A 22,787-nucleotide genomic window follows, 5' to 3' on the forward strand; every position below is an offset into this window, starting at 1 on the left:
GAGATGCCGCCCTTCGAGGAAGAGACGAGTACGCGCACCCCCGAAGCGCCGGGTCCGCCCGAGTCCACCGGCTCCGGGGCGTCCCGGCACGGGCGGACCCTGCTGTGGGTGGCCGTCGCCCTGGGCTTCGTCATCGCGCTGCTCTCCTCGTCGATCAAGAACACGCTCACGGCGTTCTACGTCTCCATGACGGAGGACTTCGACGTGTCGCGCGGCACGTTCGCCATCGCGCCGTCCGCGTTCATGCTGACGTACGCGATCGCGTCGCCGGTCATGGGGTACGTCGCGGACCGGTTCGGGGCGCGCAAGTCGCTGGCCGGCGGGCTCGTCCTGGGCGGCGTCCTCTTCCTGGCGGGCGGCTTCACCCAGTCGTTCGCGGTGTTCACGCTGGTGTACGGGGTGGGCCTCGCCGTCTCGTACACGGCGATCTCGTACGTGCCGCTGGGCGTGCTGGTCGACGAGATGTTCCCGCCCGAGCGGCGGGGCGTCACCTACGCGATCCTCATGAACGGCACGGCGGTCGGCTTCGTGGCGCTGCTGCCGCTGTGGATCCAGATCGACGAGGGGACCGTCTGGCGGACGGTGTTCCGCTGGCTGGGCGTGGTCCTGCTCGTCATCACCGTGGTCGCGCTGTTCGTCCTGCCGAAGGAGACCGGCGGCGCGGCAAAGGGCGGCGCGGCCCCGCAGCGGAAGTCGAGCGCGGGCATGCTCTCGGAGGTGCTGGGGTCCCGGGTGTTCTGGACCGTCAGCCTCGCCTTCTTCGGCTGCGGCGTCACCATGGCCTTCGTCGACGTCCACCTGGTGGCGCACCTGGACCACATCGGCCTGGGCGGCACGGTGGCCAGTACGACCGTGGCGCTGCTCGGCGCGGCCGAGATCGTGGGCGCGCTCGTCGCCGGCTACTACTGCGACCGGGGGCACGGCCTGAAGGTCCTGGCCGGCAGCTACCTGGTGCGCTCGCTGTCGCTGGTGGTGCTGATGGCGGCGCCGACCGCGCTGGCCGCGAACGTCTTCGGCCTGCTGTTCGGCATCACGTACCTGGGCACCGTGGTCGCCAGCTCCATGTACCTGATCAACTCGCTGGACGCGCGGGCGAAGGGCCTGGCGCTGGGCCTGATGTGGTTCATCCACCAGATCGGCGCGTTCGTCGCGAGCGAGGGCGGCGGCATCAGCTACGACACGCTCCAGTCGTACGACCCGGTGGTCGTCGGCTCGGCGGTCATCGCCCTCGTGTCCACCGTGATCATCGCCGTGTGGCTGCCCAGGGCGCTGCGCGGGGCGCGGGACGGGGCGGAGGCGGACGGCACCGGCGGCACGGCGCCGGAGGCGGTCGCGGAGCGCTGACCGCCCGGCTCAGATGCCGTGGCCGTGCCCGCCCTCCAGCTCGCGGGCCGGTCGGTCCCCCTGCTCGACCCCGGTCTCCACCCCACCAGGGCGGAGGCCGGGCGCGACCGTTCCGGCGAGCACGCCGACGTAATACGCCCAGAAGAACAGCAGCGCGAGCAGCGCGACGAAACCGATCAGATGCCGGGGCGGAGCCCATCGGGAACTCGCCATCTCTCCCCCTCCTCGTCCTCGTCGTCCCACGGCCGGACAATTCCCCGGTATCGCGATACTAGGCGCGGTGGGGACGCCCGCGGAACAGCGGCGGCCGAATTACCGGCCCCCCGGCGCGCCGTGCACAAAGGCTCTGGAAAAACCTCCGTCACCTGGGAACCAGACCCCCTTCCCAACCGACGAACCTCCCGTCGGCCGACGACCACCGGACCGCTCAAGAGCCTTCTCATCATGCGGGATCGCTGTTGACGCCGGCGGCCGACCGTACGGTACGGTGACGCGCACCAGCGCATGACCCACCGGCCTTGACACATCTGGGAGGGGGCGGGCCGCGTGCCTCACACGTCGGAACTCGACGGAATACGCACGCTGGACGAGTTCGTCATTCAGCTGCGCGCACTGAAGATGAGAGCCGGCAATCCTTCCATCACCGAGATAACACGCCGTGTTCACCGGGACTGGCGTCGCGCGGGTCGGCCGAGAAGCGAGTTGCCGGCCCGCTCAACTGTGGGGAACTGTTTTCAAACGGGCCGCCGCCGCCCGAATTCCGATCTTCTGCTGGCGGTCGTGCGGGCACTCGCGACGGACGACCACGAGGTGGTGGCGGCCTGGAGCCGCGCCCTGCACAACGCCCTGGGCGAGGCCGCGACCGGCCCCGGGGTCCGGGTCACCGACAGGATCCCGCCACCGCCCGACGGGCCGCTCGTGCGCGACGCCGTCGTGGAAGAGGCGCTCCGCCTCCTCGACCTCCCCGGCAGTGGCCGCACGGTCGTCCTGGAGGGCCCCGCGGGGGTCGGGAAGAGCACCCTGGCGCACGCGCTGGGCCGCCGCCTCGGCGCCACCCACCGCACGGGCGGCCCCGTCCTCGTCGTCGACCTGCACGGCACGCACCCGCAGGCGCCCCCGGCGAGCCCCTTCACCGCGCTCGGGCACCTGCTGCGCGTCCTGGGCACGCCCATGGCCCGCGTACCGGCGTCCGCGGACGGCCGCTCGGTGCTGCTGCGCCGCCTGCTGGCCGGCACGGGCGCGCTGCTGATCCTGGAGGACGCCCACGACGCCGCGCAGGTGCGGCCGCTGCTGCCGGGGCCCCGCGCGGGCCACACGCTGGTCACCACGCGGCGCCGCCTGTCCGGGCTGGGCATCGGTGGCCGCGTCCGGGTCCCGCCGTGCGCCCCGGCCGACTCGCTGCGCATCCTGCGGGCCGTCGCGGGTGCCGCCCGGATCGACGCGGACCCGCTCGCCGCGAAGCTGGTCGGCGAGGCGGTCGGCCACCTCCCGCAGGGCCTGGTCCTCGTGGGGCGCCACATCGCCTCCCACCCCGACTGGCCGCTCGCCGACTACCACGAGCACGTCGTCGCCTCGCTGGTCCTGCGCGGCGGCATGGGCCGGTCCTTCGCGGCGTCCGAACGCCGGGTCTCCCGCGAGGCGCGCCGCCTCCTGCGGCTGCTCACCCTGCAGCCCGCCGCGCACGCCGACGTGCACGCCGCCGCCCGCCTGGTCGGCACGGGCCCGGAGGAGGCCCGGGGGCTGCTCGCCGAACTCGTCGCGGCCGGGCTGGTCGAGCACGTGGGGCCGGGCGTCTACGCGCTGGGGCGCCTCGTCCATGCGTACGCGCGGACGCGACTGCGCCTCGACGAGCCGGTCAGCCGCGTCCAGGAGGCACTGTCCCGGCTGCACCGGCAGCCGGCCCTCAGCGCGGAGGTGGTGGTCACCTGACGGGCGCGCCGGGCCACCGGCGGCGCTCCGGCGCGCCCGGGCACGGCCCGCCTCCCTGCCCGTCGGGCCCGGGGAGGCGCTGCGCCGAACGGGCGGTGGCCGACCGGGCGAACCCGGGGCCCCACCGCCCCGCCCCGACCTGAGGGCGGGATCGGGCCGGGCGCCCGGGGCGATGGGCGCGCCGGCCCGGGGACGACCGGCCGGAACCCTCCGGCGCCGGTACGGAGCCCGCGCAGAAAAGGCGGTCTTCCCCGCGGGGTGATAAATGTCTTGATCATGGGTGATCATCTCTTGCACCGCGGGCCCCGCGTTCGGCACGTGCCGGGAGGGCATGGGCGGACGACGACGCGCAGGGCGGGCCCACGGCCCCGGAGCCGCCCGGTCCGATCGCCGCGGTGACCGTCGCGGTGATCGTCGCGTCCCCGTGGGAGCGGGCCTTCGTCCCGGGCCCGGCGCGCACGGCGCACCCGCCGCGGACCGTCCGCGGTGGCCACCCCGCGGAAGGAGCGCCCTCCCGCGCCCACCCGGACCGCGCCCCGGGCCCGGCCCCGGCGGAGGAGTCCCGCCCCGACGGCCGCGTTCCCACGGCATGACCCGCTCGGCCGGCGGGGGTGTGCCGCGCGGGAAGGGGTCGGTTCGACGGGGGCGCCCGGGCTCGCGTGGCCACGGTGGGGGCGTCCTGCGCGGGGAGGGGACACCGGAGAGGCGGTGCGGCCGGCTCCGCGACGCCGGCCGAGCGGGTGGCGGACCGGAGGGTCCGGACGGCGGGACCGGCCGCTTCCGCCCGCACCGGGGAAGGGCGGGGGCACCGGTCCGGTCGGCGGCGTGCCGCTTCCGTTGGACCGAACGAGGGGGAAACCGCGCCGTCCGGCTGATCCGGCGCGTGTCGCGGTTCCCACGCCCCCGATCCGTCCCCACTCTGGGAGGGAGGGATCGGGTGAGGCCGTCGCGATCGCTCCGACAACCGGCGGGACCAGCGGAACCGCTGGTCAGAACGTTCCTGCCAGGTGACCGCGCTGGTGGGGCGGGTGGGACTCGAACCCACGGCCGACGGATTATGAGTCCGCTGCTCTAACCGGCTGAGCTACCGCCCCGTGCGGCGCGTCGCGCACATTTGTGCGCGCCGTCTGCCGCAGCATAGCCGCTCATACGATCTCCTGCTCCGGATGGTCGGCAACGCACGCCCTGGAGGACGATCATCGGCGCCGGATGGTTCCGGACCGGTCGGAGAAGATCGGAAAACGGGAAAGAGGGCCCCGTAGGACCCTCTCTCACCACTGCTCCCCCGGCTGGACTCGAACCAGCAACCCTCCGGTTAACAGCCGAATGCTCTGCCAATTGAGCTACAGGGGACCGCGCTCCCCCGACTGGACTCGAACCAGTAACCTGCCGGTTAACAGCCGGCTGCTCTGCCAATTGAGCTACAGGGGATTGCTGCGTTGCACCGATCGTACCCACCTGGGGTCTCCCGGGCGGCGCTCGCTCGCTGCGACACATACATTAGCGCAAGCCGGGGGGTGCTCCGCCAATCGGTACCGCCCCGGGCCCGGGTGTGACCTCCGCCCCTGCGGGCAGGCGGCCGGCACCGACGCCTACGGAGAAGGGTGACAGCCATGCGGTACAAGCTCACGTTCGTCGTTGGAGCGGCCGTCGGGTACGTCCTGGGGGCCCGGGCCGGGCGCGAACGGTACGAGCATCTGCGGAAGTCGGCGCGGCAGCTCTCCGCCAACCCCGCCGTGCGCAACGCCGCGGAATCGGCCGCGCAGACCGGCCGGCAGGTCGCCGGGCGGGCGTACCACGTGGTGAGCGAGAAGGTCGGGGACCGGATGCCGGAGTCGGTCGCCGAGCGGGTGCGCTCGCTGCGGGAGCGCGGCCAGGGCACCGAGGACGACTGGGGCACGACGAACACCTGACGCCCGCCGGGCGCCGCCGCTTCCGGCCGGCCGGACACCGGGTGGAGTACGGCAGAATCTCCTTCATGGGGATAGTCGCCGGGTTGGACAGTTCGTCGGGTTTCACGCGCATCGTCGTCTGCGACACGGACACGGGCGCCGTCCTGCGCCAGGGGTACGCCGCCCACCCCGTCGAGCCGAAGGCCACGGACGTCGATCCGCAGGCGTGGCTCCTCTCGCTGGGCGAGGCCGCCACGGGCGGACTGCTGGAGGGCGTGCAGGCCATCGGCGTGTGCGCCCAGCAGCACGGCCTCGTCCCGCTCGACCAGCAGGGCGCCACCGTGCGCCCCGCGCTGGTCGGCAACGACAAGCGGGCGCAGGTCGCCGCCGCGGACCTGGTCGAGGCGCTGGGCGGCCGGCAGGCGTGGGCGGAGGCCGTGGGCTGCGTGCCGCAGTCGGCGCAGCCCGTCGCCAAGCTGCGCTGGCTGGCGCGGACCGAGCCGGAGGCGGCGCGCCGGGTGGCGGCCGTGCTCCAGCCGCAGGACTGGCTGGTGTGGCAGTTGCTGGGCCGGCCGGCACGGCGCACCACGGACCGCGGCGGCGCGTCGGGGACGGGCTACTGGTCGGCGGCGGCGGGCGCGTACCGGCCGGACCTCGTCGAGCTGGCGCTGGGCCACCGGGCGGCGCTGCCGGAGGTCCTGGGCCCGGCGGAGGCCGCCGGTGTGACCCCGGAGGGGCTGCTGATCTCGGCGGGCACCGGGGAGACGATGGCCGCCGCGCTGGGACTGGGTCTCGGCATCGGTGACGCCGTCGTGTCGCTGGGGGCGTCGGGGTCCGTGATGGCGGTGCACCACGAGGCGCTGACCGATCCGCAGGGCATGATCACGGCGTTCGCCGACGCGGCGGGGACGCACCTGCCGGTGGTGTACACGTCGAACGCGGTCCGGGCGCTGCGCGGCACGGCGGAGATGCTGGGCGCGGAGAGCCTGGAGGAGCTGTCGGCGCTGGCCCTGAAGTCGACGCCCGGCGCGTCCGGGCTGGTGCTGCTCCCCTACCTGGAGGGCGAGCGGACGCCCCCGCTGCCGCACACGGCGGGCACGCTGAGCGGGCTGCGGCGCGAGTCGATGAAGCCGGAGCACCTGGCCCGGGCGGCGTTCGAGGGCATGCTGTGCGCGCTGGCCGACGCGGTGGACGTGCTGCGGCGGCGCGGCGCGGCGGTGCGCCGGGTGTTCCTGCTGGGGCCCGCGGCGGAGCTGCCGGCGGTGCAGGCGGTGGCGCCCGCGATCTTCGGCGCGCAGGTCGTCGTACCGCAGCCGGCGGACTACGCGGCGCTGGGGGCCGCACGGCAGGCGGCGTGGGCGCTGGGGGTGGCGCACGGGACGCTGACCCCGCAGGCGCCGCCGGCGTGGCGGGGTGCGGCGGCGCAGGTGTTCGAGCCGGGTGAGGAACTCGCGGTGGGGCAGGCGGTGCGCCAGCAGTACGGGGCGACGCGGGACCAGTTGCACCCGGGGGCGTTCGGCCCGTAGCGGACGGCGCGGAAACCCGGTCGTAACGATCGGGGCCCGGGAGCGATAGTTGCATCCGTGCTCAGACAACTACTCCGCATCCATCTGGTGCCGTACAAACGGCCCATAGCCTTCCTGGTGGCGCTCCAACTCCTGCAGACGGGTGCCTCCCTCTACCTGCCGACGCTCAACGCCGACATCATCGACCGGGGTGTCGTGACCGGTGACACCGGTTACATCCTGCGGCACGGCGCGCTGATGATCGCCGTGTCCGTGGTGCAGGTGGCGGGCAACATCGGCGCTGTCTACTACGGGGCGCGGACGGCCTCGGCGCTGGGCCGGGACGTGCGGGCGGCCGTCTTCGACCGGGTCCAGTCGTTCTCGGCGCGGGAGCTGGGGCACTTCGGGGCGCCGTCGCTGATCACCCGGACCACCAACGACGTCCAGCAGGTGCAGATGCTGGTGCTGATGGCGTTCACGCTGATGGTGTCGGCGCCGATCATGTGCGTGGGCGGGGTCGTGCTGGCGCTCGGGCTGGACGTGCCGCTGTCGGCGGTGCTGCTGGCCGTGGTGCCGGTGCTGGGGATCGCCGTGTCACTGATCGTGATGCGGATGCGGCCGTTGTTCCGCACGATGCAGGAGCGGCTCGACACGGTGAACCGGGTGCTGCGCGAGCAGATCACCGGCAACCGCGTCATCCGGGCGTTCGTGCGGGACGCGTACGAGCGGGAGCGCTTCAAGGGCGCGAACACCGAGCTGACCGACGTGTCGATGGCGGCGGGGCGGCTGATGGCGCTGATGTTCCCGACCGTGATGACGGTGGTGAACTTCTCCAGCGTCGCCGTGGTCTGGTTCGGCGCGCACCGGATCGACGACGGCGCGATGCAGATCGGCGCGCTGACGGCGTTCCTGGCGTACCTGATGCAGATCGTGATGGCCGTGATGATGGCCACCTTCATGTTCATGATGGTGCCGCGGGCCGAGGTGTGCGCCGAGCGCATCGAGGAGGTGCTGCGCACGGAGACCAGTGTGCTGCCGCCCGCGTCGCCGGTGCGGGAGCTGCCCCGCGGGGGCCGGCTGGAGATCCGCGGCGCGGACTTCCGCTACCCGGGCGCCGAGGAGCCGGTGCTGCACGGGATCGACCTGGAGGCCGGGCCGGGCGAGGTCACGGCGGTCATCGGGTCGACGGGCAGCGGCAAGTCCACGCTGCTGGGGCTCGTGCCGCGGCTGTTCGACGTGACGGGCGGCCGGGTGCTGGTCAACGGCGTCGACGTGCGCGAGCTGGACCCGGCGCTGATCGCCCGTACGGTGGGGCTCGTCCCGCAGCGGCCGTACCTGTTCTCGGGGACGGTCGCGACGAACCTCCGCTACGGGCGACCCGACGCGACCGACGAGGAGCTGTGGCGGGCCCTGGAGACGGCGCAGGCGGCCGACTTCGTACGGGGGCTGGAGGGCGGGCTCGACGCGCCGGTCTCGCAGGGCGGGACGAACGTCTCCGGCGGGCAGCGGCAGCGGCTGGCGATCGCACGGACGCTGGTGCAGCGTCCGGAGATCTACCTCTTCGACGACTCGTTCTCGGCGCTGGACTACAGCACCGACGCGCGGCTGCGGGCGGCGCTGGCGCGCGAGACCGCCGACGCGACCGTGGTGATCGTCGCGCAGCGGGTGTCGACGATCAGGGAGGCCGACCGGATCGTGGTCCTCGACGGGGGCCGGGTCGTGGGCGTGGGGCGGCACCACGAGCTGATGGCGGACAACGAGACGTACCGGGAGATCGTGCTCTCCCAGCTGACCGAGGCGGAGGCGGCCTGATGGCGGGTCCTGGCGGGATGATGCGGCCCGGCGGCGGTCCGGGCGACCGGTCCGCGGACTTCAAGGGGTCGTTCCGGCGGCTGCTGCGGCAGCTCACCCGGGAGAGGGCCGCGCTGTGGGTGATGGTCGCGACCGGTGTGCTCAGCGTGGCGCTGAGCGTGGTCGGGCCGAAGATCCTCGGCTGGGCGACGGACCTGGTCTTCGCGGGGGTCGTCGGCCGCGGCATGCCGGCGGGCGGCACGAAGGAGGAGGCCGTCGCGGCGCTGCGGAGGAGCGGCGAGGACGGGGTCGCGGACATGCTCTCCGGGGTGGCCTTCACCCCGGGCCGGGGCATCGACTTCGGCGCGGTCGGGAACGTGCTGCTGCTGGCGCTGGCCGTGTACGCGGTCGCCGGGCTGCTGATGCTCGTGTCGACCCGCATGTCGATCAGGATCATCAACCGGACGGTGTACCGGCTGCGCGAGGACGTGCAGGCCAAGCTGGAGCGGCTGCCGCTGTCGTACTTCGACCGGGCGCAGCGCGGCGAGGTGCTGAGCCGGGCGACGAACGACATCGACAACATCGGCCAGACCATGCAGCAGACGATGGGCCAGCTGATCAACTCGGTGCTGACGATCCTGGGCGTCCTCGCCATGATGTTCTGGATCTCCCCGCTGCTGGCGCTGGTCGCGCTGGTGACCGTGCCGGTGTCGGTGGTCGTGGCGGCGCGGGTCGGCAAGCGGTCGCAGCCGCAGTTCGTCCGGCAGTGGAAGGCCACGGGCGGGCTGAACGCGCACGTCGAGGAGATGTACTCGGGCCACGCGCTGGTGAAGGTGTTCGGCCGGCAGGAGGAGGCGGCGCGGGAGTTCCGCGAGCAGAACGACGAGCTGTACGAGGCCGGGTTCCGGGCGCAGTTCAACAGCGGGATCATGCAGCCGCTGATGTTCTTCGTGTCGAACCTGAACTACGTGCTGGTGGCGGTCGTCGGCGGGCTGCGCGTGGCGTCCGGGTCGCTGTCCATCGGTGACGTGCAGGCGTTCATCCAGTACTCGCGGCAGTTCTCGATGCCGCTGACGCAGGTCGCGTCGATGGCGAACCTGATGCAGTCCGGCGTGGCGTCCGCCGAGCGGATCTTCGAGCTGCTGGACGCGGAGGAGCAGGCGGAGTCGCCGGCGCTGGAGCGGCCCGCCGAGGTGCGCGGGGCGGTGACGCTGGAGAAGGTGTCGTTCCGCTACGAGCCGGAGAAGCCGCTCATCGAGGACCTGTCGCTGACGGTGGAGCCGGGCCAGACGGTCGCGATCGTCGGCCCGACGGGCGCCGGCAAGACGACGCTGGTCAATCTGCTGATGCGGTTCTACGAGGTGACGGACGGCCGGATCGTCCTCGACGGCGTGGACGTGGCCCGGATGTCGCGGGAGGAGCTGCGCTCGTCGATCGGCATGGTCCTCCAGGACACCTGGCTGTTCGGCGGGACGATCGCGGAGAACATCGCGTACGGCGCCGCCGCCGGCCGCGAGGTGACGCGCGAGGAGGTCGAGGCGGCGGCGCGGGCCGCGCACGCCGACCGGTTCGTCCGCACGCTGCCGGACGGGTACGACACGGTCGTCGACGAGGAGGGCGGCGGGGTCAGCGCGGGCGAGAAGCAGCTCATCACGATCGCCCGCGCGTTCCTGTCGGACCCGGTGATCCTGGTGCTCGACGAGGCGACGAGTTCGGTGGACACCCGTACGGAGGTGCTGATCCAGAAGGCGATGGCGCGCCTCGCCCACGGGCGGACGACCTTCGTCATCGCGCACCGGCTGTCGACCATCCGCGACGCGGACGTGATCTTGGTGATGGAGAACGGCTCCATCGTCGAGCAGGGCACGCACGACGAGCTGCTGGCGGCACGGGGCGCGTACGCGCGCCTGTACGCGGCGCAGTTCGCGGAGGCGGTGGCCGAGGTCGACTGACCGCGCGGCGGACCACCGCGCGGCGGGCACACGCGGAAGGGGGAACGGCACGGCGGACGGACCGGTGCCGGCGGGCGCGCCGCGGGGCACGGGACGCGGGACGCGGAGGAGGCGGGCGGCGGCCCCGGGGTCGCCGCGGGGCCGCCGATCGGCGTCGCGGCCGGCCCGGCCCACGGGGGTCGCCGGGGACCCGGCGACGGGCCTCGCCCTCGGGGTGCCGGCCGGCCCGGTCCTCGGCGCCGGACCCGGCCGCTCGCGCGGCGGCGCGGGTCGGCGCGGGACGGGGGAGGGCGCCGGGCGGGGCGCCGGGGGGAGCGGCTCAGTCCAGGCGGCTCAGTCCAGGTAGCCGCGCAACTGGTCCGCGAAGGCGTGGTCCCGCAGCTTGCCGAGGGTCTTGGACTCGATCTGGCGGATGCGCTCGCGCGTCACGCCGAAGAGGCGTCCGATCTCCTCCAGGGTGCGGGGCCGCCCGTCGACCAGCCCGTAGCGGAGCTGGACGACCTCCCGCTCGCGCTCGCCCAGCGTGGACAGGACCGCCTCCAGGTGCTCCCGCAGCAGCAGGAAAGCGGCGGTCTCCGCCGGGGAGGCGGCGTCGCCGTCCTCGATGAGGTCGCCCAGCGCCACGTCGTCCTCCTCGCCGACCGGCGTGTGCAGGGAGACCGGCTCCTGGGCGAGCCGCAGCACCTCCCCGATCCGCTCGGGCGGCAGGTCGAGGTGGGCGGCGACCTCCTCGGCGGTGGGCTCCCGCCCCCGCTCCTGGAGCATCCTGCGCTGGGCCCGCAGGACGCGGTTGATCAGCTCCACGACGTGGACGGGGACGCGGATGGTCCGGGCCTGGTCGGCGACGGCCCGGGACATCGCCTGACGGATCCACCAGGTCGCGTACGTGGAGAACTTGTAGCCGCGCGCGTAGTCGAACTTCTCGACGGCCCGGATCAGGCCGAGGTTGCCCTCCTGGACGAGGTCCAGCATGGTCAGGCCGCGGCCGACGTACCGCTTGGCGACGGAGACGACGAGGCGCAGGTTCGCCTCGATGAGCCGGCGCTTGGCCATCCGGCCCCGCACGACGAGGGCATCGAGGTCGACGGCGAGCCGGGAGTCCAGGTCCGGGGTGCGGGCGAGCTTCTCCTCCGCGAACAGGCCCGCCTCGACGCGCCGGGCCAGCTCGACCTCCTCCGCGGCGGTGAGGAGCGGGATGCGGCCGATCTCCCGCAGGTACTGCCGGAACAGGTCCGACGACGGTGCCGCGGTCCGGTCGGCGGCGGCGCGCCCGGGCGGCTCGGGGAGCGGCTCCGGCAGGTCGGGAGGGCCCTCCGGGAGGGCCTCGGGGAGGGGTTCGTGGAGGAGGGGTTCGGGGAGGGCCTCGGGGTGGCCCGGTGGCGGGCCCTGCGCGGGGACGCCCCGCCCGGAGGAGTCATACCCGAAGGCGTCGTGCCCGGAGGAGTCATGCCCGGATAAGTCCCGCCCGGGGAAGTGCCGCCCGGAGGCGTCCTGCCCGGGGAGATCCCGCCCGGAGGCGTCCCGTCCGGAGGCGTCCTGTCCGGGGATGTGCTGCTCGGGGGCGTCCTGCGCGGGGACGGCGTCGTCCAGGGTCCGAATCCGCACGGGGAGACCTCCAGGTGATCGCTGCCGGTTCGGTCCGTCACCGCCCCCAGTGTGGGGTACGACACATCACTGCCACGAGGGTCGTGCGCCCACTTTTTGCGACCGGTGCGTGACGGCGCGACTACTCGCCGGTACGGGAGGAGGGGCGACGCGGAGGGCGCCTCAGAGGGCGGAGGCGCCGTGGTTGCGGAGCGACTGGGCGTACTGCTGGAGGACCCACAGCTCGTTCTGGACGGCCGCGAGGCGCTCGGGGTCGCCGTGCGTGCCCAGGCGGGTGAGGGTGCCCTGGACCTCGTGGACGCGGCGGTCGACGGCGCGGAGGCGGACCTGGACCAGTTGCTCCCCCGCGTACGCCTCGTCGACCGTGCGGGCCAGGACGGCCTCCACGGCCAGCTCCGTGACGAGCGCGCGGACCGTGTCGTCGGGGGCGGCTTCGCGGACGCGGGCCAGGTAGTCGGGGGCGTCGGCGACGCCCTGCGCGGCGCCGCCCGCCTCGGCGATGGTGCGGCGCACCGCGGCGTACGGCGGGGCGGTGAACTCGTCGGCGCCGTACGCGTCGAACGCCGGGGACACGAGGGCCGGGTACTGGAGGGCCAGCTTCAACAGCTCCCGCTCCGTGCGGTGGGCGGGGCTGCGGAGGTTGAGCGCCGGGCCGGTGAAGGACGGCTGCGCCGGGCGCTGCCCGGCGGGTCCCGCCGGCGGGCGGGGGCCGGCCCCGGGGCGGGGGCGGCCGTCGGGGGCGCCGCCGCGCTCCCGGGCCCAGCGGGCGAGCTGGGCGACGCGCTTCACGACGAACTGCGTGTCGAGGATGCCGAGCATCCCGGCCAGCTCCACGGCGACCTCGTGCTGCGAGGCGACGTTCTTGATGCGGGCGACGATCGGCGCGGCCTCGTCGAGGGCGGCGGCGCGGCCCGCCGGGGTCTCCAGGTCGTACCGGTTCACGATCTGCCGCAGCGCGAACTCGAACAGCGGGGTGCGCGGCTCGACCAGCTCCCGCACCGCCTCGTCGCCCTTCACGAGCCGCAGCTCGCAGGGGTCCATGCCGTCCGGGGCGATCGCGATGTACGTCTCGGCGGCGAACTTCTGGTCGTCCTCGAAGGCCCGCAGCGCGGCCTTCTGGCCGGCCGCGTCCCCGTCGAAGGTGAAGATCACCCGGGCGGAGCCGTTGTCCATCAGCAGCCGGCGGAGGATCTTGATGTGATCGCCGCCGAAGGCGGTGCCGCAGGTCGCGATGGCGGTGGTGATCCCGGCGAGGTGGCAGGCCATGACGTCGGTGTAGCCCTCGACGACGACGGCGCGGCTGGACTTGGCGATGTCCTTCTTGGCGAGGTCGATGCCGTAGAGGACCTGCGACTTGCGGTAGATCGGCGTCTCGGGCGTGTTGAGGTACTTGGGCCCGTTGTCGTCGTCGCGGAGCCGGCGCGCGCCGAAGCCGACCACGTCGCCGCCCACGTCGCGGATGGGCCACATCAGCCGGCCGCGGAAGCGGTCGATGGGGCCGCGGCGGCCGTCCTGGGACAGGCCGGAGAGGATCAGCTCCTTGTCGGAGAAGCCCTTGCCGCGCAGGTGGCGCGTGAGGTGGTCCCAGCCGGCGGGGCTGTAGCCGACGCCGAAGTGGTGGGCCGCGGCCTGGTCGAAGCCGCGCTCGGCGAGGAACCTGCGCCCGATCTCCGCCTCCGCGCCGTCCAGTTGCTCGGCGTAGTACTGGGCGGCGGCCTTGTGCGCCTCGATCAGGCGGATGCGCTCGCCGCGCTGGTGGGTGGGGTTGTAGCCGCCCTCCTCGTAGCGGAGGGTGATGCCGGCGCGGGCGGCGAGCCGCTCGACCGTCTCCGAGAAGGAGAGGTGGTCGATCTTCATGACGAAGGCGATCGTGTCCCCGCCCTCCTGGCAGCCGAAGCAGTGGAAGAGACCCTTGCTGGGGCTGACCTGGAAGGACGGGGACTTCTCGTCGTGGAAGGGGCACAGCCCCTTGAGGTTGCCGCCGCCGGCGTTGCGGAGCTGGAGGTACTCGGACACGACGGCGTCGATGGGGACGGCGTCCCGCACCGCCTTCACGTCGTCATCGTTGATCCTGCCTGCCACGGAGGAATTCTACGGGCGCCGTCCCGCCTGTCGTCCCGACAGCAGGGACGGCAGCGGGACCGACGGGTCCGCCAGGGCCTCCGGGTCGACGGCGACGCCCGCCGCGCCCGCGCGGACCAGCTCCTGGACCGATTCTGTGACGTCCCACACGTTCACGTTCATCCCGGCCAGGACCCGGCGGTCCTTCAGCCAGAACGCGACGAACCGCCGCCTGCCGGCGTCGCCGCGCAGCACCACCTGGTCGTACGAGCCGGGCGGCGCCCAGCCGGAGTACTCCATGCCGAGGTCGTACTGGTCGGAGAAGAAGTAGGGCACCCGGTCGTACGACACGTCGTGGCCGAGCATGGCGCGGGCGGCGGCCGGGCCGCCGTTGAGGGCGTTGGCCCAGTGCTCGACGCGCAGCCGGACACCGAGGAGCGGGTGGTGCGCGGCGGCCACGTCGCCGGCGGCGTGGATGTGCGGGTCGGAGGTGCGCAGCGACGCGTCGACGGCGATGCCGCCGCCGTGGGCGCGGTCGACGAGGGCCAGCCCGGCGGCCTCGGCGAGCGCGGTGCGGGGCACGGCGCCGACCGCGGCGAGCACGGCGTGCGCCGGGTGCTCCTCGCCGTCCTCGGTGCGGGCGGCGAGGACCATGCCGTCCTGGCCGACGATCTCGGAGAGGCGGGTGCCGAACCGGAAGCGGACGCCGCGCTCGGCGTGCAGCTCGGTGAAGACCTGGCCCAGTTCGGGGCCGACGGCCCGGTGGAGCGGGGTGGCCGCCGGTTCGACGACGGTGACCTCGGCGCCGTAGCCGCGGGCGGCGGCGGCGACCTCCAGGCCGATCCAGCCGGCGCCGGCGACGACCAGGTGGCCGTTGTCGCGGCCGAGGGCGGCGAGGACGCCCTGGAGGCGGTCGGCGTGGGAGAGGCGGCGCAGGTGGTGGACGCCGGCGAGGTCCGTGCCGGGGACGTCCAGGCGGCGCGGCTCGGCGCCGGTGGCCAGGAGCAGCTTGTCGTAGTGGATCGCGGTGCCGTCGCCGAGGCGGACCGTCCGGTGGTCGCGGTCGATGGCGGTGACGGGCTGGCCGAGGTGGAGTTCGACGTCGGACCGGGCGTACCAGGAGGGGTCGTGGACGAAGACGCTGTCGCGCTCCGCCTTGCCGGAGAGGTAGCCCTTGGAGAGCGGTGGCCGTTCGTAGGGGTGGTCGCGTTCGTCACCGACGAGGATCACCCGGCCGGAGAACCCCTCGGCGCGGAGGGTCTCCGCCGCCTTGGCACCGGCCAGTCCCCCGCCCACGATGACGAAGGTCTCATCTGCGTCGACCACTTGTCGCCTCCTACCCGGAATGCACGGTACGTCCGTGTCCACGCTACGCCGCGTGCCGCCGTCCGGCCGTGGCGCCCTACGGAGGGTCCCGCACCGCGCGGGGGCGCGAAAGAGGACCTACCGGGCGCGGGGGGCGGTGAGGCCCGCGTGGAGGGCGCGGGCGGTGGCGTCGGTGAAGGAGGCGATCTGGTCGACGACGACCCGCTTGCGGGCCCGGTCGTCGGGCGCGGCGTCGAACAGGGCGCGGAACTGCGGGTCGAGGCCGTCGGGGGCGCGCCGCACGAGCGCGTCGGCCAGTTCGGCGATGACGACGCGCTGGTCGGCGCGGAGGGCCTCCTGCTCGGCGCGCTGCATCACGTACCGGTGGGCGACGGCCTTGAGCACGGCGCACTCGTTGCGGGTCTCGCGGGGGACGACGAGCCGGGCCCCGTACCGGGTGAGGCGGCCGGTGCCGTACGCCTGGCGGGTGGCGGCCTCGGCGGCGAGGCAGAAGCGCCCGATGAGCTGGCTGGTGGCGTCCTTGAGGCGTGCCTGGGCGACGGCGGTGCCGTCGTAGCCGTGCGGCCACCACTCCTGGTCGACGAGCCGGTCGAGGGCGTCGGCGAGTTCCTGCGGGTCGGTGTCGGCCGGGACGTAGCGGCCGACGGCGACGCGCCAGATGTCGGCGCGCTCGGGTTCGGCGAGGAGGAGGCCGGGGTCGACGTGCCCGGCGTGGAGGCCGTCCTCGAAGTCGTGCACGGAGTAGGCGACGTCGTCGGACCAGTCCATGACCTGGGCCTCGAAGCAGGTGCGCCCGTCGGGGGCGCCCTGCCGGACCCAGGTGAAGACGGGCAGGTCGTCCTCGTACACGCCGAACTTCGGGGAGCGCGGGTCGGTGGGGTGGGCGCCGCGCGGCCACGGGTACTTGGTGGCGGCGTCGAGGGCGGCGCGGGTGAGGTTGAGGCCGACGCTGACGAGGTCGCCGGTGGCCGGGTCGGGGACGAACCGCTTGGGTTCGATGCGGGTGAGCAGGCGCAGCGACTGGGCGTTGCCCTCGAAGCCCCCGCAGTCCTCGGCGAACTCGTTGAGGGCCTGTTCGCCGTTGTGCCCGAACGGCGGGTGGCCCATGTCGTGGGAGAGGCAGGCGGCTTCGACGAGGTCGGGGTCGCAGCCGAGCGCGGCGCCCAGTTCGCGGCCGACCTGGGCGCATTCGAGGGAGTGGGTGAGGCGGGTGCGGGGGCTGGCGTCCCAGGCGGGAGCGCCTCCCGCCCGGGCGGAGCCGGGGGCGCGGGGGACGGTGCCGGGGGTGACGACCTGGGTCTTGCCGGCGAGGCGGCGCAGGGCGGAGGAGTGCAGGACGCGTGCCCGGTCGCGCTGGAAGGCGGTGCGGCCGGGGCGCTTGTCGGGTTCGGCGGCCCAGCGCTCGGTGGCCGCCGTGTCGTACGCGCCGTCCTGGGGGGTCGTGCCTGCCGTGCCGTTCATGCAGTGAAGGTAACCGCCCGGGGCGGCGGTGAAGCGCGTGACGTGTCAGACGGAGGCGTACGCGCGGGGTTCGGGGGTCGCCGCGCGACGGGCGAGGGCCTCGTCGTAGCGGTGCAGGACGAGCCGGGCCAGCGCGGGATGCGGGCCGAGGGGAGCGGCGGCGATCCAGGGCGCGGCGGCGGCGCTGCGGGTGGCGAAGAGGCCGGGCGCGGTGAAGCAGGAGGCGACGGCGATCCGGGTGCGTCCGCGGGCGGTGAGCTCCCGGACGGCCTCCGGGACGGTGGGGGACGCGGCGGAGGCGTAGGCGGGGACGACCGGGACGCCGCCGAGGCGCCGGCCGAGCAGCGCGGCGAGGCGGCGGGTGCCGGCGGTGGACTCGGGGTCGCGGGAGCCCGCGGCGGCGAGGACGACGCCGGCGGTGCGGCTCGTGCGGGGGCCGGGGCGCCAGCCGGCCTCGGTGAGCCGGTCGTGGAGGGCCTCGGCGAGGAGCGGGTGGGGCCCGAGGGGGGCGGCGACGCGGGCGCGCACGCGGGGGGCGGCGGCCTCGGCGGCCCGCGGCAGGTCGTGCTTGACGTGGTGACCGCGGCCGAAGAGGAGCGGGACGAGGACGGCGTCGCCGCCGGCGGGGAGGCCGTCGAGGGCGTCGGTGAGCAGGGGCTCGTTGAGCTCGACGTGGCCGAGCCGGACGGGCAGGCCGGGGCGGAGCGCGCGGACCCGGTCGAGCAGCGCGGTCACGGTGGGCAGGGCGCGGGGGTCGCGGCTGCCGTGGGCGACGGCGACCAGGGTGGGTGTGCTCATGGGCGGCCTGCGCGTTCCGTCGGGGGCGGGGATCGTGTGCCGATCCTGGCGCGCGGAGATTGCCGCGGTGTTGCACGGCGGTGACGGGTGCTTTGGCGTCGGCTCACCCGGCGGGCGGAACGGGTGTCAGCGGGGCGGCGCGACCACCGGACCCATAATTCCGAAACGTGGAATATATTTTCCGTTATCGGATCGAGCGGGAGGGGTGGGCCGTGCGGAGGGGGACCTTGGGAGGGGCGGTGCCGTTGGGCCGGCGGGTCTTCGCCGAGCTGGTCGGGACGGCGGCGCTCGTCGCGGCCGTCGTGGGCTCCGGCCTCCAGGCCGCCGCGCTCAGCGACGACGCGGGGGTCCGGCTGCTGGCCAACTCGCTCGCGTCCGCCCTGGCGCTGGGGGTGCTGATCGCCCTGCTCGGCCCCGTCTCCGGGGGCCACCTCAACCCCGTCGTCACCCTGTGCGCCTGGTGGTCCCGCCGCCGGGCCGGGGAGCGGGTCCCCGCGCGCGAAGCGGCCCTGTACCTGGCCGCGCAGCCGGTGGGCGCGGCGGCCGGGGCGCTGCTGGCGGAGGCGATGTTCGGGCGGACGCCCGGCGGGGCCGGCTGGTCCTGGTCGACGCAGGCGCGGGCGGACGGGCACCTGCTGCTCGGCGAGGCCGTCGCGACGGCCGGGCTGGTCCTGCTGGTCGTGGGCCTGGAGCGGCTGGACCGGGCCCGGCTCGCGCCGCTCGCGGTCGCCGCGTACATCGGCGCCGCGATCTGGTTCACCTCGTCCGGGTCGTTCGCCAACCCGGCGGCCACGCTGGGGCGTTCGTTCACCGACTCGTCCACCGGGATCGCCCCCGCCTCGCTGCCCGGCTTCGTCGCCGCGCAACTGCTCGGGGCGTTGGCCGGCGCCGCCCTCGCCGCGCCGCTGTACGGGCCGCCGGCGGTCGCCCGCCCGCCCCGGGACCCGGTGGCGCGCCCGGCGCGCCGGGACCGCGCCGCCTGACGGCGCCCCGGCCGGGGCGCGAGCGCGCGGGTGCCATCCTGGTGGCGACGGCGGTGTCCCCACCCGGAGGTGCGCGCACGTGACCCAGGCCCTGACCGTACCGACCCCCACCACCGGCACCGAGGCGAGGGCCGCGGCGCCGGCGCGGAGCGCGGTGGCGACGCGCCCCGCCGCGTGCGCGCGGGTCTCCGGGCCGGTGGCCCCGGCCCACCGCCGGGAGGGGACCGCGGGGACCGCGCGGGAGCGGCGGATGCCGTTCGAGGCGGTCGCCCCGCGGTACGGCGCGCCGGCGGAGCACGTCCGCCGCCACGTCCACGCCACGCCGGGGGCCGTCGCCGCGCCCGTGGTGCGGGGCGGCGCCGACCACCCGGCGCGGACGGAGCGGGAGGCGGCCGGATGACCCCCGGCGAGCTGCCGTTCTTCGTGTACGGGACGCTGCGGCCCGGCGAACCCCACCACACGAGGCTCCTGCGGGGCCGTACGGCCGCCGAGGGGCCGGCACGGCTTTTGGGCGCCGCCCTCCACGACGGGCCCGGCTACCCGTACGCGGTGCGCGGCGGCACCGGCCACGTCGTCGGAGAGATCCTGCGCGCCGCGCCGGGCGCGTACGGCGGGCTGCTGTCCGCACTGGACCACCTGGAGGAGTACCACGGCCCCGACCACCCGCTGAACCTGTACGAGCGGCACCGCTGCGACGTGGTCCGCGTGCGGGACGGGGCCCTGGTGCCGGCGTGGGTGTACGTGGCGGCGCCGCGCGCCGTGCCGGGGCCGCGGATACCGGGCGGCGACTGGCTCAGCCGCCGGCCGGTTCGAGACGCACCGCGCACACCTTGAACTCGGGCATCTTCGACGTCGGGTCGAGCGCCGGGTTGGTGAGCGTGTTGGCGCGGCCCTCTCCCGGCCAGTGGAACGGCATGAACACCGTGTCGGGCCGGATCGCCGTCGTGATGCGGGCCGGGGCGACCGCCCGCCCGCGCCGCGACACGACCGCGACCGGGTCGCCCTCCGCGACGCCGACCCGCTCCGCGAGCCGCGGGTGCAGCTCCACGAACGGCCCGGGGGCGGCGGCGTTCAGCTCCGCGACCCGCCGGGTCTGGGCACCCGACTGGTACTGGGAGACGACGCGGCCCGTCGTCAGGACGACCGGGTACTCCTCGTCGGTCTCCTCGGCGGAGGCCCGGTGCGTGACCGGGACGAACCGGGCACGGCCGTCCGGGGTGGCGAACCGGTCGAGGAACAGCCGGGGCGTGCCGGGGTGGCCGGGGTCGGGGCACGGCCAGAAGACGCCGTCCTCCTCGACGATGCGCCGGTAGCTGATCCCCGCGTAGTCGGCGGCGCCGCCCGCGGAGGCGCGGCGCAGCTCGTCGAAGACCTCCTCGGGGTCGGTCGGGAAGCCCTTCTCCCAGCCGAGCAGCCCGGCGAGGCCGTGCAGCACCTCCAGGTCGCTGCGGACCCCCTCGGGCGGGGTGATCGCCCGCCGGCGGAGCAGGACCCGGCCCTCCAGGTTGGTGGTGGTCCCGGTCTCCTCCGCCCACTGCGTGACGGGCAGGACGACGTCCGCGAGGGCGGCCGTCTCGGAGAGCACCACGTCGGCGACGGCGAGGAAGTCCAGGGACTTCAGTCGCTCCTCGACGTGCGCGGCGCGCGGCGCGGAGACGACCGGGTTGGAACCCATCAGCAGCAGCGCCCTGACGTCCCGGCCGAGCGCGTCGAGCAGTTCGTACGCGCTGCGCCCGGGGCCGGGCAGGGTGTCCGGGTCGACGCCCCACACGCCGGCGACGTGGGCGCGGGCCTCGGGGTCGTCCAGCTTGCGGTAGCCGGGCAACTGGTCGGCCTTCTGGCCGTGTTCGCGCCCGCCCTGGCCGTTGCCCTGGCCGGTGAGGCAGCCGTACCCGGACAGGGGGCGGCCGGCGCGGCCGGTGGCCAGGCACAGGTTGATCCAGGCGCCGACGGTGTCGGTGCCCTTGGACTGCTGCTCGGGGCCGCGCGCGGTGAGCACCATGCCGCTCTCCGCGTCGCAGAACATCGCGACGGCCTCGCGCAACTGCGGCACCGGGACGCCGGTGATGCGCTCGACGAGCGCCGGCCAGTGGGACATGGCGGCGGCGCGGGCGTCGGCCCACCCGGTCGTGCGGCTCGCGACGAACCCCTCGTCGACGCGCCCCTCGGAGACGACCAGGTGGAGCAGGCCGAGGGCGAGGGCGAGGTCGGTGCCGGGGCGGGGCGCGATGTGCAGGTCGGCCTGTTCGGCGGTGCGGGTGCGGCGCGGGTCGACGACGACGAGCTTGCCGCCGTTCTCCCGCAGCTCCGTCAGGTAGCGCAGCGCCGGCGGCATCGTCTCGGCCAGGTTGGAGCCGACCAGGATGACGCAGCCGGTGCGCGGGACGTCCTCCAGCGGGAACGGCAGGCCCCGGTCGACGCCGAACGCCTTGGTGTGGGCCGCCGCGGCGGACGACATGCAGAAGCGGCCGTTGTAGTCGATCTGCGAGGTGCCGAGGACGAGCCGGGCGAACTTGCCGAGCGTGTACGCCTTCTCGTTGGTGAGCCCGCCGCCGCCGAACACCCCGACCCCGTCGGGCCCGTGCGAGGCGCGGGTGCGCCGCAGTCCGTCGGCGACGGCACGCAGTGCCTCCTCCCAGGTGGCCGGTTCCAGTCCGCCCGTGGCGTGGCGACGGATCAGCGGCCCGGTCAGCCTGACCCGGGAGGAGAGCACGGCGGGTGCGGTACGTCCCTTACCGCACAGGGCACCCCGGTTGACGGGGAAGTCCGTGCGCTCCACGACGTCGACCCCGCCGTCCTCGGTGGGCCGGAGGTTCATTCCGCACTGCAGGGCGCAGTACGGGCAGTGCGTGGAGGTGGTGGCGGCGAGCATGCCCCCGAGCGTGCGGCGCGTGTGTTACGGCCGTGGTCCCGGTGTATTACGCACGGGGTACGTCGCGCTCCGGCGGCCCGGCCCGGGGCGGTGAGCCGCGCGGGGCTCAGCCGGCCGACGCGAGGGCCTCGGTGACGCCGGTCTCCTGCCGTCCGAGGAAGACCGGGTCGGGCCGCAGGACCACGTCCGCCGCGGCCTTCCCGGCGGCGGCGAGCTCGCGGACCCCGCCGTAGTACCAGACCGCGTCGTGCGGCTCGGCGACGCCGACACCGTACGACGCGACACCGGCCGCGCGGCAGAGGGCGACCGCGCGCCGGACGTGGAAGCCCTGGGTGACGAGGACGGCCCGGTCGACGCCGAAGATCCGCTTGGCGCGGACGCAGGAGTCCCACGTGTCGAAGCCGGCGTGATCGCTGACGATTCGCGTGCCGGGCACGCCCCGCTCGACGAGATACGCGCGCATGGCGTCCGGCTCGTCGTAGTCGGCGCGGCTGTTGTCACCGGTGACGAGGACGACCTTCACCTTGCCCGTGCGGTACAGCTCGGCGGCCGTGTCGAGCCGGTGCGCCAGGTACGGGGTGGGGCGGCCCTTCCACAGGCCGGCGCCGAACACGACGGCCACGTCGCGGGCCGGCACGTCGGCGACCGTGCGGAGGCTGCCGGCGGTGCTCGTGTGCAGCCAGGTCGCCGGCGCGAGCGCCAGGACGCAGGCCAGCGCCGCGCCCTGCACCAGCCGCCGCTGTCCCCGCCGCGTGCCCGGCACCAGCCGGCGTGTCCAGCCCCGCATCACGAACCCCTCCCGTCGCCCTCGGCCCGCGCTCCGCGTGCCTCCCCCGCCCTGTCCGACGCGCGTGCCCGGCCCCCGGTTCACCGGACGGCCACGCGGCGGGTGTGACGTGCGTCCCCCGGCGCGCGGGCGGAGGACGTACGGCCGACCCGTCCGAACCGGGCCGGGCGCGGGCGCCACCGGCCGCCGGGGGCCCGTCGTGCGCGCCCCGTCCGGCGGTGCGGCCGGCCTCCACCGGCCGGGGGCCGCGTCGACGTCGCGGAGCGCGGAGGGGCGTGGTGGAGCGCGGTGGGCGACGGCGCAGGAGGTGCGGCCCGCGCGCGGGGAGGCCCCGGCCCGCCGTGGCGGCGCGGGCCGGGGCGGACACGGCGGCGCCCACCGCGGTGACCCGGGGAGCGTGACGGCGGCCGTGGCCGAGGTCCGGGGAGCGTGTCGGCGGCCGGGGCGCCGCCCGCACGCGGGGGGGGGGCCGCCGGGGCGG

Annotated in this window: 17 protein-coding genes and 3 tRNA genes; 9 read left to right on the plus strand and 11 right to left on the minus strand. The window is 75.1% G+C overall.

The genetic code is table 11. The annotated features are described in order from the left end of the window. Positions 1–3: 3 nt before the first annotated feature. Positions 4–1,344: an MFS transporter gene (locus RND61_RS23125; protein WP_315879975.1), complete on the plus strand. Its 1,341-nt coding sequence runs from the start codon at positions 4–6 to the stop codon at positions 1,342–1,344. Between the two features lie 9 nt (positions 1,345–1,353). On the opposite strand, the gene RND61_RS23130 is transcribed toward RND61_RS23125, so the two are convergent. Then, positions 1,354–1,557: a hypothetical protein gene (locus RND61_RS23130; RefSeq protein ID WP_315879976.1), complete on the minus strand. Its 204-nt coding sequence runs from the start codon at positions 1,555–1,557 to the stop codon at positions 1,354–1,356. A gap of 567 nt (positions 1,558–2,124) precedes the next feature. Between RND61_RS23130 and RND61_RS23135 the strand changes: the two genes are divergently transcribed. Further along, positions 2,125–3,273 carry a hypothetical protein gene (locus RND61_RS23135; protein ID WP_315879977.1) on the plus strand — a complete coding sequence of 383 codons (1,149 nt, stop codon included), beginning with the start codon at positions 2,125–2,127 and terminating at the stop codon, positions 3,271–3,273. Positions 3,274–4,290: 1,017 nt separating this feature from the next. Here the strand turns inward: RND61_RS23135 and RND61_RS23140 are convergent. From RND61_RS23140 to RND61_RS23150, 3 genes are all read right to left on the minus strand, one after another. Next, a tRNA-Ile gene (locus tag RND61_RS23140) sits at positions 4,291–4,367 on the minus strand. Positions 4,368–4,553: 186 nt separating this feature from the next. Next, positions 4,554–4,626, minus strand: a tRNA-Asn gene (locus RND61_RS23145). A 5-nt stretch (positions 4,627–4,631) separates the two neighbouring features. Further along, positions 4,632–4,704, minus strand: a tRNA-Asn gene (locus RND61_RS23150). Positions 4,705–4,886: 182 nt separating this feature from the next. Between RND61_RS23150 and RND61_RS23155 the strand changes: the two genes are divergently transcribed. The 4 genes from RND61_RS23155 to RND61_RS23170 all read left to right on the plus strand — a co-directional run bounded on the left by RND61_RS23155 (position 4,887) and on the right by RND61_RS23170 (position 10,413). Further along, on the plus strand, positions 4,887–5,186 hold the full coding sequence (locus RND61_RS23155) for a YtxH domain-containing protein (protein ID WP_315879978.1): 300 nt from the start codon (positions 4,887–4,889) through the stop codon (positions 5,184–5,186). Positions 5,187–5,251: 65 nt separating this feature from the next. Continuing rightward, complete coding sequence (locus RND61_RS23160) at positions 5,252–6,691, plus strand: xylulokinase (RefSeq protein WP_315879979.1); 1,440 nt, start codon at positions 5,252–5,254, stop codon at positions 6,689–6,691. Positions 6,692–6,748: 57 nt separating this feature from the next. Then, entirely contained in the window at positions 6,749–8,482 is a 1,734-nt protein-coding gene (locus tag RND61_RS23165; RefSeq protein ID WP_315879980.1) for an ABC transporter ATP-binding protein, read from the plus strand. After that, positions 8,482–10,413, plus strand: coding sequence for an ABC transporter ATP-binding protein (locus RND61_RS23170; RefSeq protein ID WP_315879981.1), 1,932 nt, complete (start codon positions 8,482–8,484; stop codon positions 10,411–10,413). Before RND61_RS23165 ends, RND61_RS23170 begins: the two co-directional genes overlap by 1 nt. 333 nt (positions 10,414–10,746) lie before the next feature. Here the strand turns inward: RND61_RS23170 and RND61_RS23175 are convergent, their stop codons facing one another. From RND61_RS23175 to RND61_RS23195, 5 genes are all read right to left on the minus strand, one after another. Continuing rightward, a complete protein-coding gene (locus tag RND61_RS23175) occupies positions 10,747–12,018 on the minus strand; it encodes an RNA polymerase sigma factor (RefSeq protein WP_315879982.1) in 1,272 nt (423 codons plus the stop codon). Positions 12,019–12,180: 162 nt separating this feature from the next. Then, positions 12,181–14,100 (minus strand): DNA primase, encoded by a 1,920-nt coding sequence (gene dnaG / locus RND61_RS23180; RefSeq protein WP_315879983.1) that lies wholly within the window; start codon positions 14,098–14,100, stop codon positions 12,181–12,183. Positions 14,101–14,109: 9 nt separating this feature from the next. Then, positions 14,110–15,405 (minus strand): NAD(P)/FAD-dependent oxidoreductase, encoded by a 1,296-nt coding sequence (locus RND61_RS23185; RefSeq protein ID WP_315879984.1) that lies wholly within the window; start codon positions 15,403–15,405, stop codon positions 14,110–14,112. 117 nt (positions 15,406–15,522) lie between these two features. Next, complete coding sequence (locus tag RND61_RS23190) at positions 15,523–16,866, minus strand: deoxyguanosinetriphosphate triphosphohydrolase (protein WP_315879985.1); 1,344 nt, start codon at positions 16,864–16,866, stop codon at positions 15,523–15,525. Between the two features lie 45 nt (positions 16,867–16,911). Then, on the minus strand, positions 16,912–17,664 hold the full coding sequence (locus RND61_RS23195; RefSeq protein WP_315879986.1) for a sirohydrochlorin chelatase: 753 nt from the start codon (positions 17,662–17,664) through the stop codon (positions 16,912–16,914). A gap of 239 nt (positions 17,665–17,903) precedes the next feature. On the opposite strand from RND61_RS23195, the gene RND61_RS23200 reads away from it, so the two are divergent. The 3 genes from RND61_RS23200 to RND61_RS23210 all read left to right on the plus strand — a co-directional run bounded on the left by RND61_RS23200 (position 17,904) and on the right by RND61_RS23210 (position 19,481). Then, a complete protein-coding gene (locus RND61_RS23200) occupies positions 17,904–18,647 on the plus strand; it encodes an aquaporin (RefSeq protein WP_315879987.1) in 744 nt (247 codons plus the stop codon). 79 nt (positions 18,648–18,726) lie between these two features. Further along, entirely contained in the window at positions 18,727–19,047 is a 321-nt protein-coding gene (locus RND61_RS23205) for a divalent-cation tolerance protein CutA (protein ID WP_315879988.1), read from the plus strand. Continuing rightward, on the plus strand, positions 19,044–19,481 hold the full coding sequence (locus tag RND61_RS23210; protein WP_315879989.1) for a gamma-glutamylcyclotransferase family protein: 438 nt from the start codon (positions 19,044–19,046) through the stop codon (positions 19,479–19,481). The genes RND61_RS23205 and RND61_RS23210 overlap by 4 nt, the downstream gene beginning before the upstream one ends. Here the strand turns inward: RND61_RS23210 and RND61_RS23215 are convergent. Then, positions 19,441–21,519 (minus strand): molybdopterin oxidoreductase family protein, encoded by a 2,079-nt coding sequence (locus RND61_RS23215; RefSeq protein WP_315879990.1) that lies wholly within the window; start codon positions 21,517–21,519, stop codon positions 19,441–19,443. The genes RND61_RS23210 and RND61_RS23215 overlap by 41 nt on opposite strands. A gap of 106 nt (positions 21,520–21,625) precedes the next feature. Then, complete coding sequence (locus RND61_RS23220) at positions 21,626–22,306, minus strand: SanA/YdcF family protein (RefSeq protein WP_315879991.1); 681 nt, start codon at positions 22,304–22,306, stop codon at positions 21,626–21,628. Between the last annotated feature and the right edge of the window lie 481 nt (positions 22,307–22,787).

Origin of the sequence: Streptomyces tamarix (assembly GCF_032423885.1) — a bacterium.
Taxonomy (GTDB): domain Bacteria; phylum Actinomycetota; class Actinomycetes; order Streptomycetales; family Streptomycetaceae; genus Streptomyces; species Streptomyces tamarix.

Excerpts from the sequence above, each read along its gene's own strand:
- RND61_RS23125 (WP_315879975.1), top strand. The coding sequence starts at position 4 with ATGCCGCCCTTCGAGGAAGAGACGAGTACGCGCACCCCCGAAGCGCCG.
- RND61_RS23130 (WP_315879976.1), bottom strand. The coding sequence starts at position 1,557 with ATGGCGAGTTCCCGATGGGCTCCGCCCCGGCATCTGATCGGTTTCGTC.
- RND61_RS23155 (WP_315879978.1), top strand. The coding sequence starts at position 4,887 with ATGCGGTACAAGCTCACGTTCGTCGTTGGAGCGGCCGTCGGGTACGTC.
- RND61_RS23160 (WP_315879979.1), top strand. The coding sequence starts at position 5,252 with ATGGGGATAGTCGCCGGGTTGGACAGTTCGTCGGGTTTCACGCGCATC.
- RND61_RS23170 (WP_315879981.1), top strand. The coding sequence starts at position 8,482 with ATGGCGGGTCCTGGCGGGATGATGCGGCCCGGCGGCGGTCCGGGCGAC.
- RND61_RS23190 (WP_315879985.1), bottom strand. The coding sequence starts at position 16,866 with ATGAACGGCACGGCAGGCACGACCCCCCAGGACGGCGCGTACGACACG.
- RND61_RS23195 (WP_315879986.1), bottom strand. The coding sequence starts at position 17,664 with ATGAGCACACCCACCCTGGTCGCCGTCGCCCACGGCAGCCGCGACCCC.
- RND61_RS23210 (WP_315879989.1), top strand. The coding sequence starts at position 19,044 with ATGACCCCCGGCGAGCTGCCGTTCTTCGTGTACGGGACGCTGCGGCCC.
- RND61_RS23215 (WP_315879990.1), bottom strand. The coding sequence starts at position 21,519 with ATGCTCGCCGCCACCACCTCCACGCACTGCCCGTACTGCGCCCTGCAG.
- RND61_RS23220 (WP_315879991.1), bottom strand. The coding sequence starts at position 22,306 with ATGCGGGGCTGGACACGCCGGCTGGTGCCGGGCACGCGGCGGGGACAG.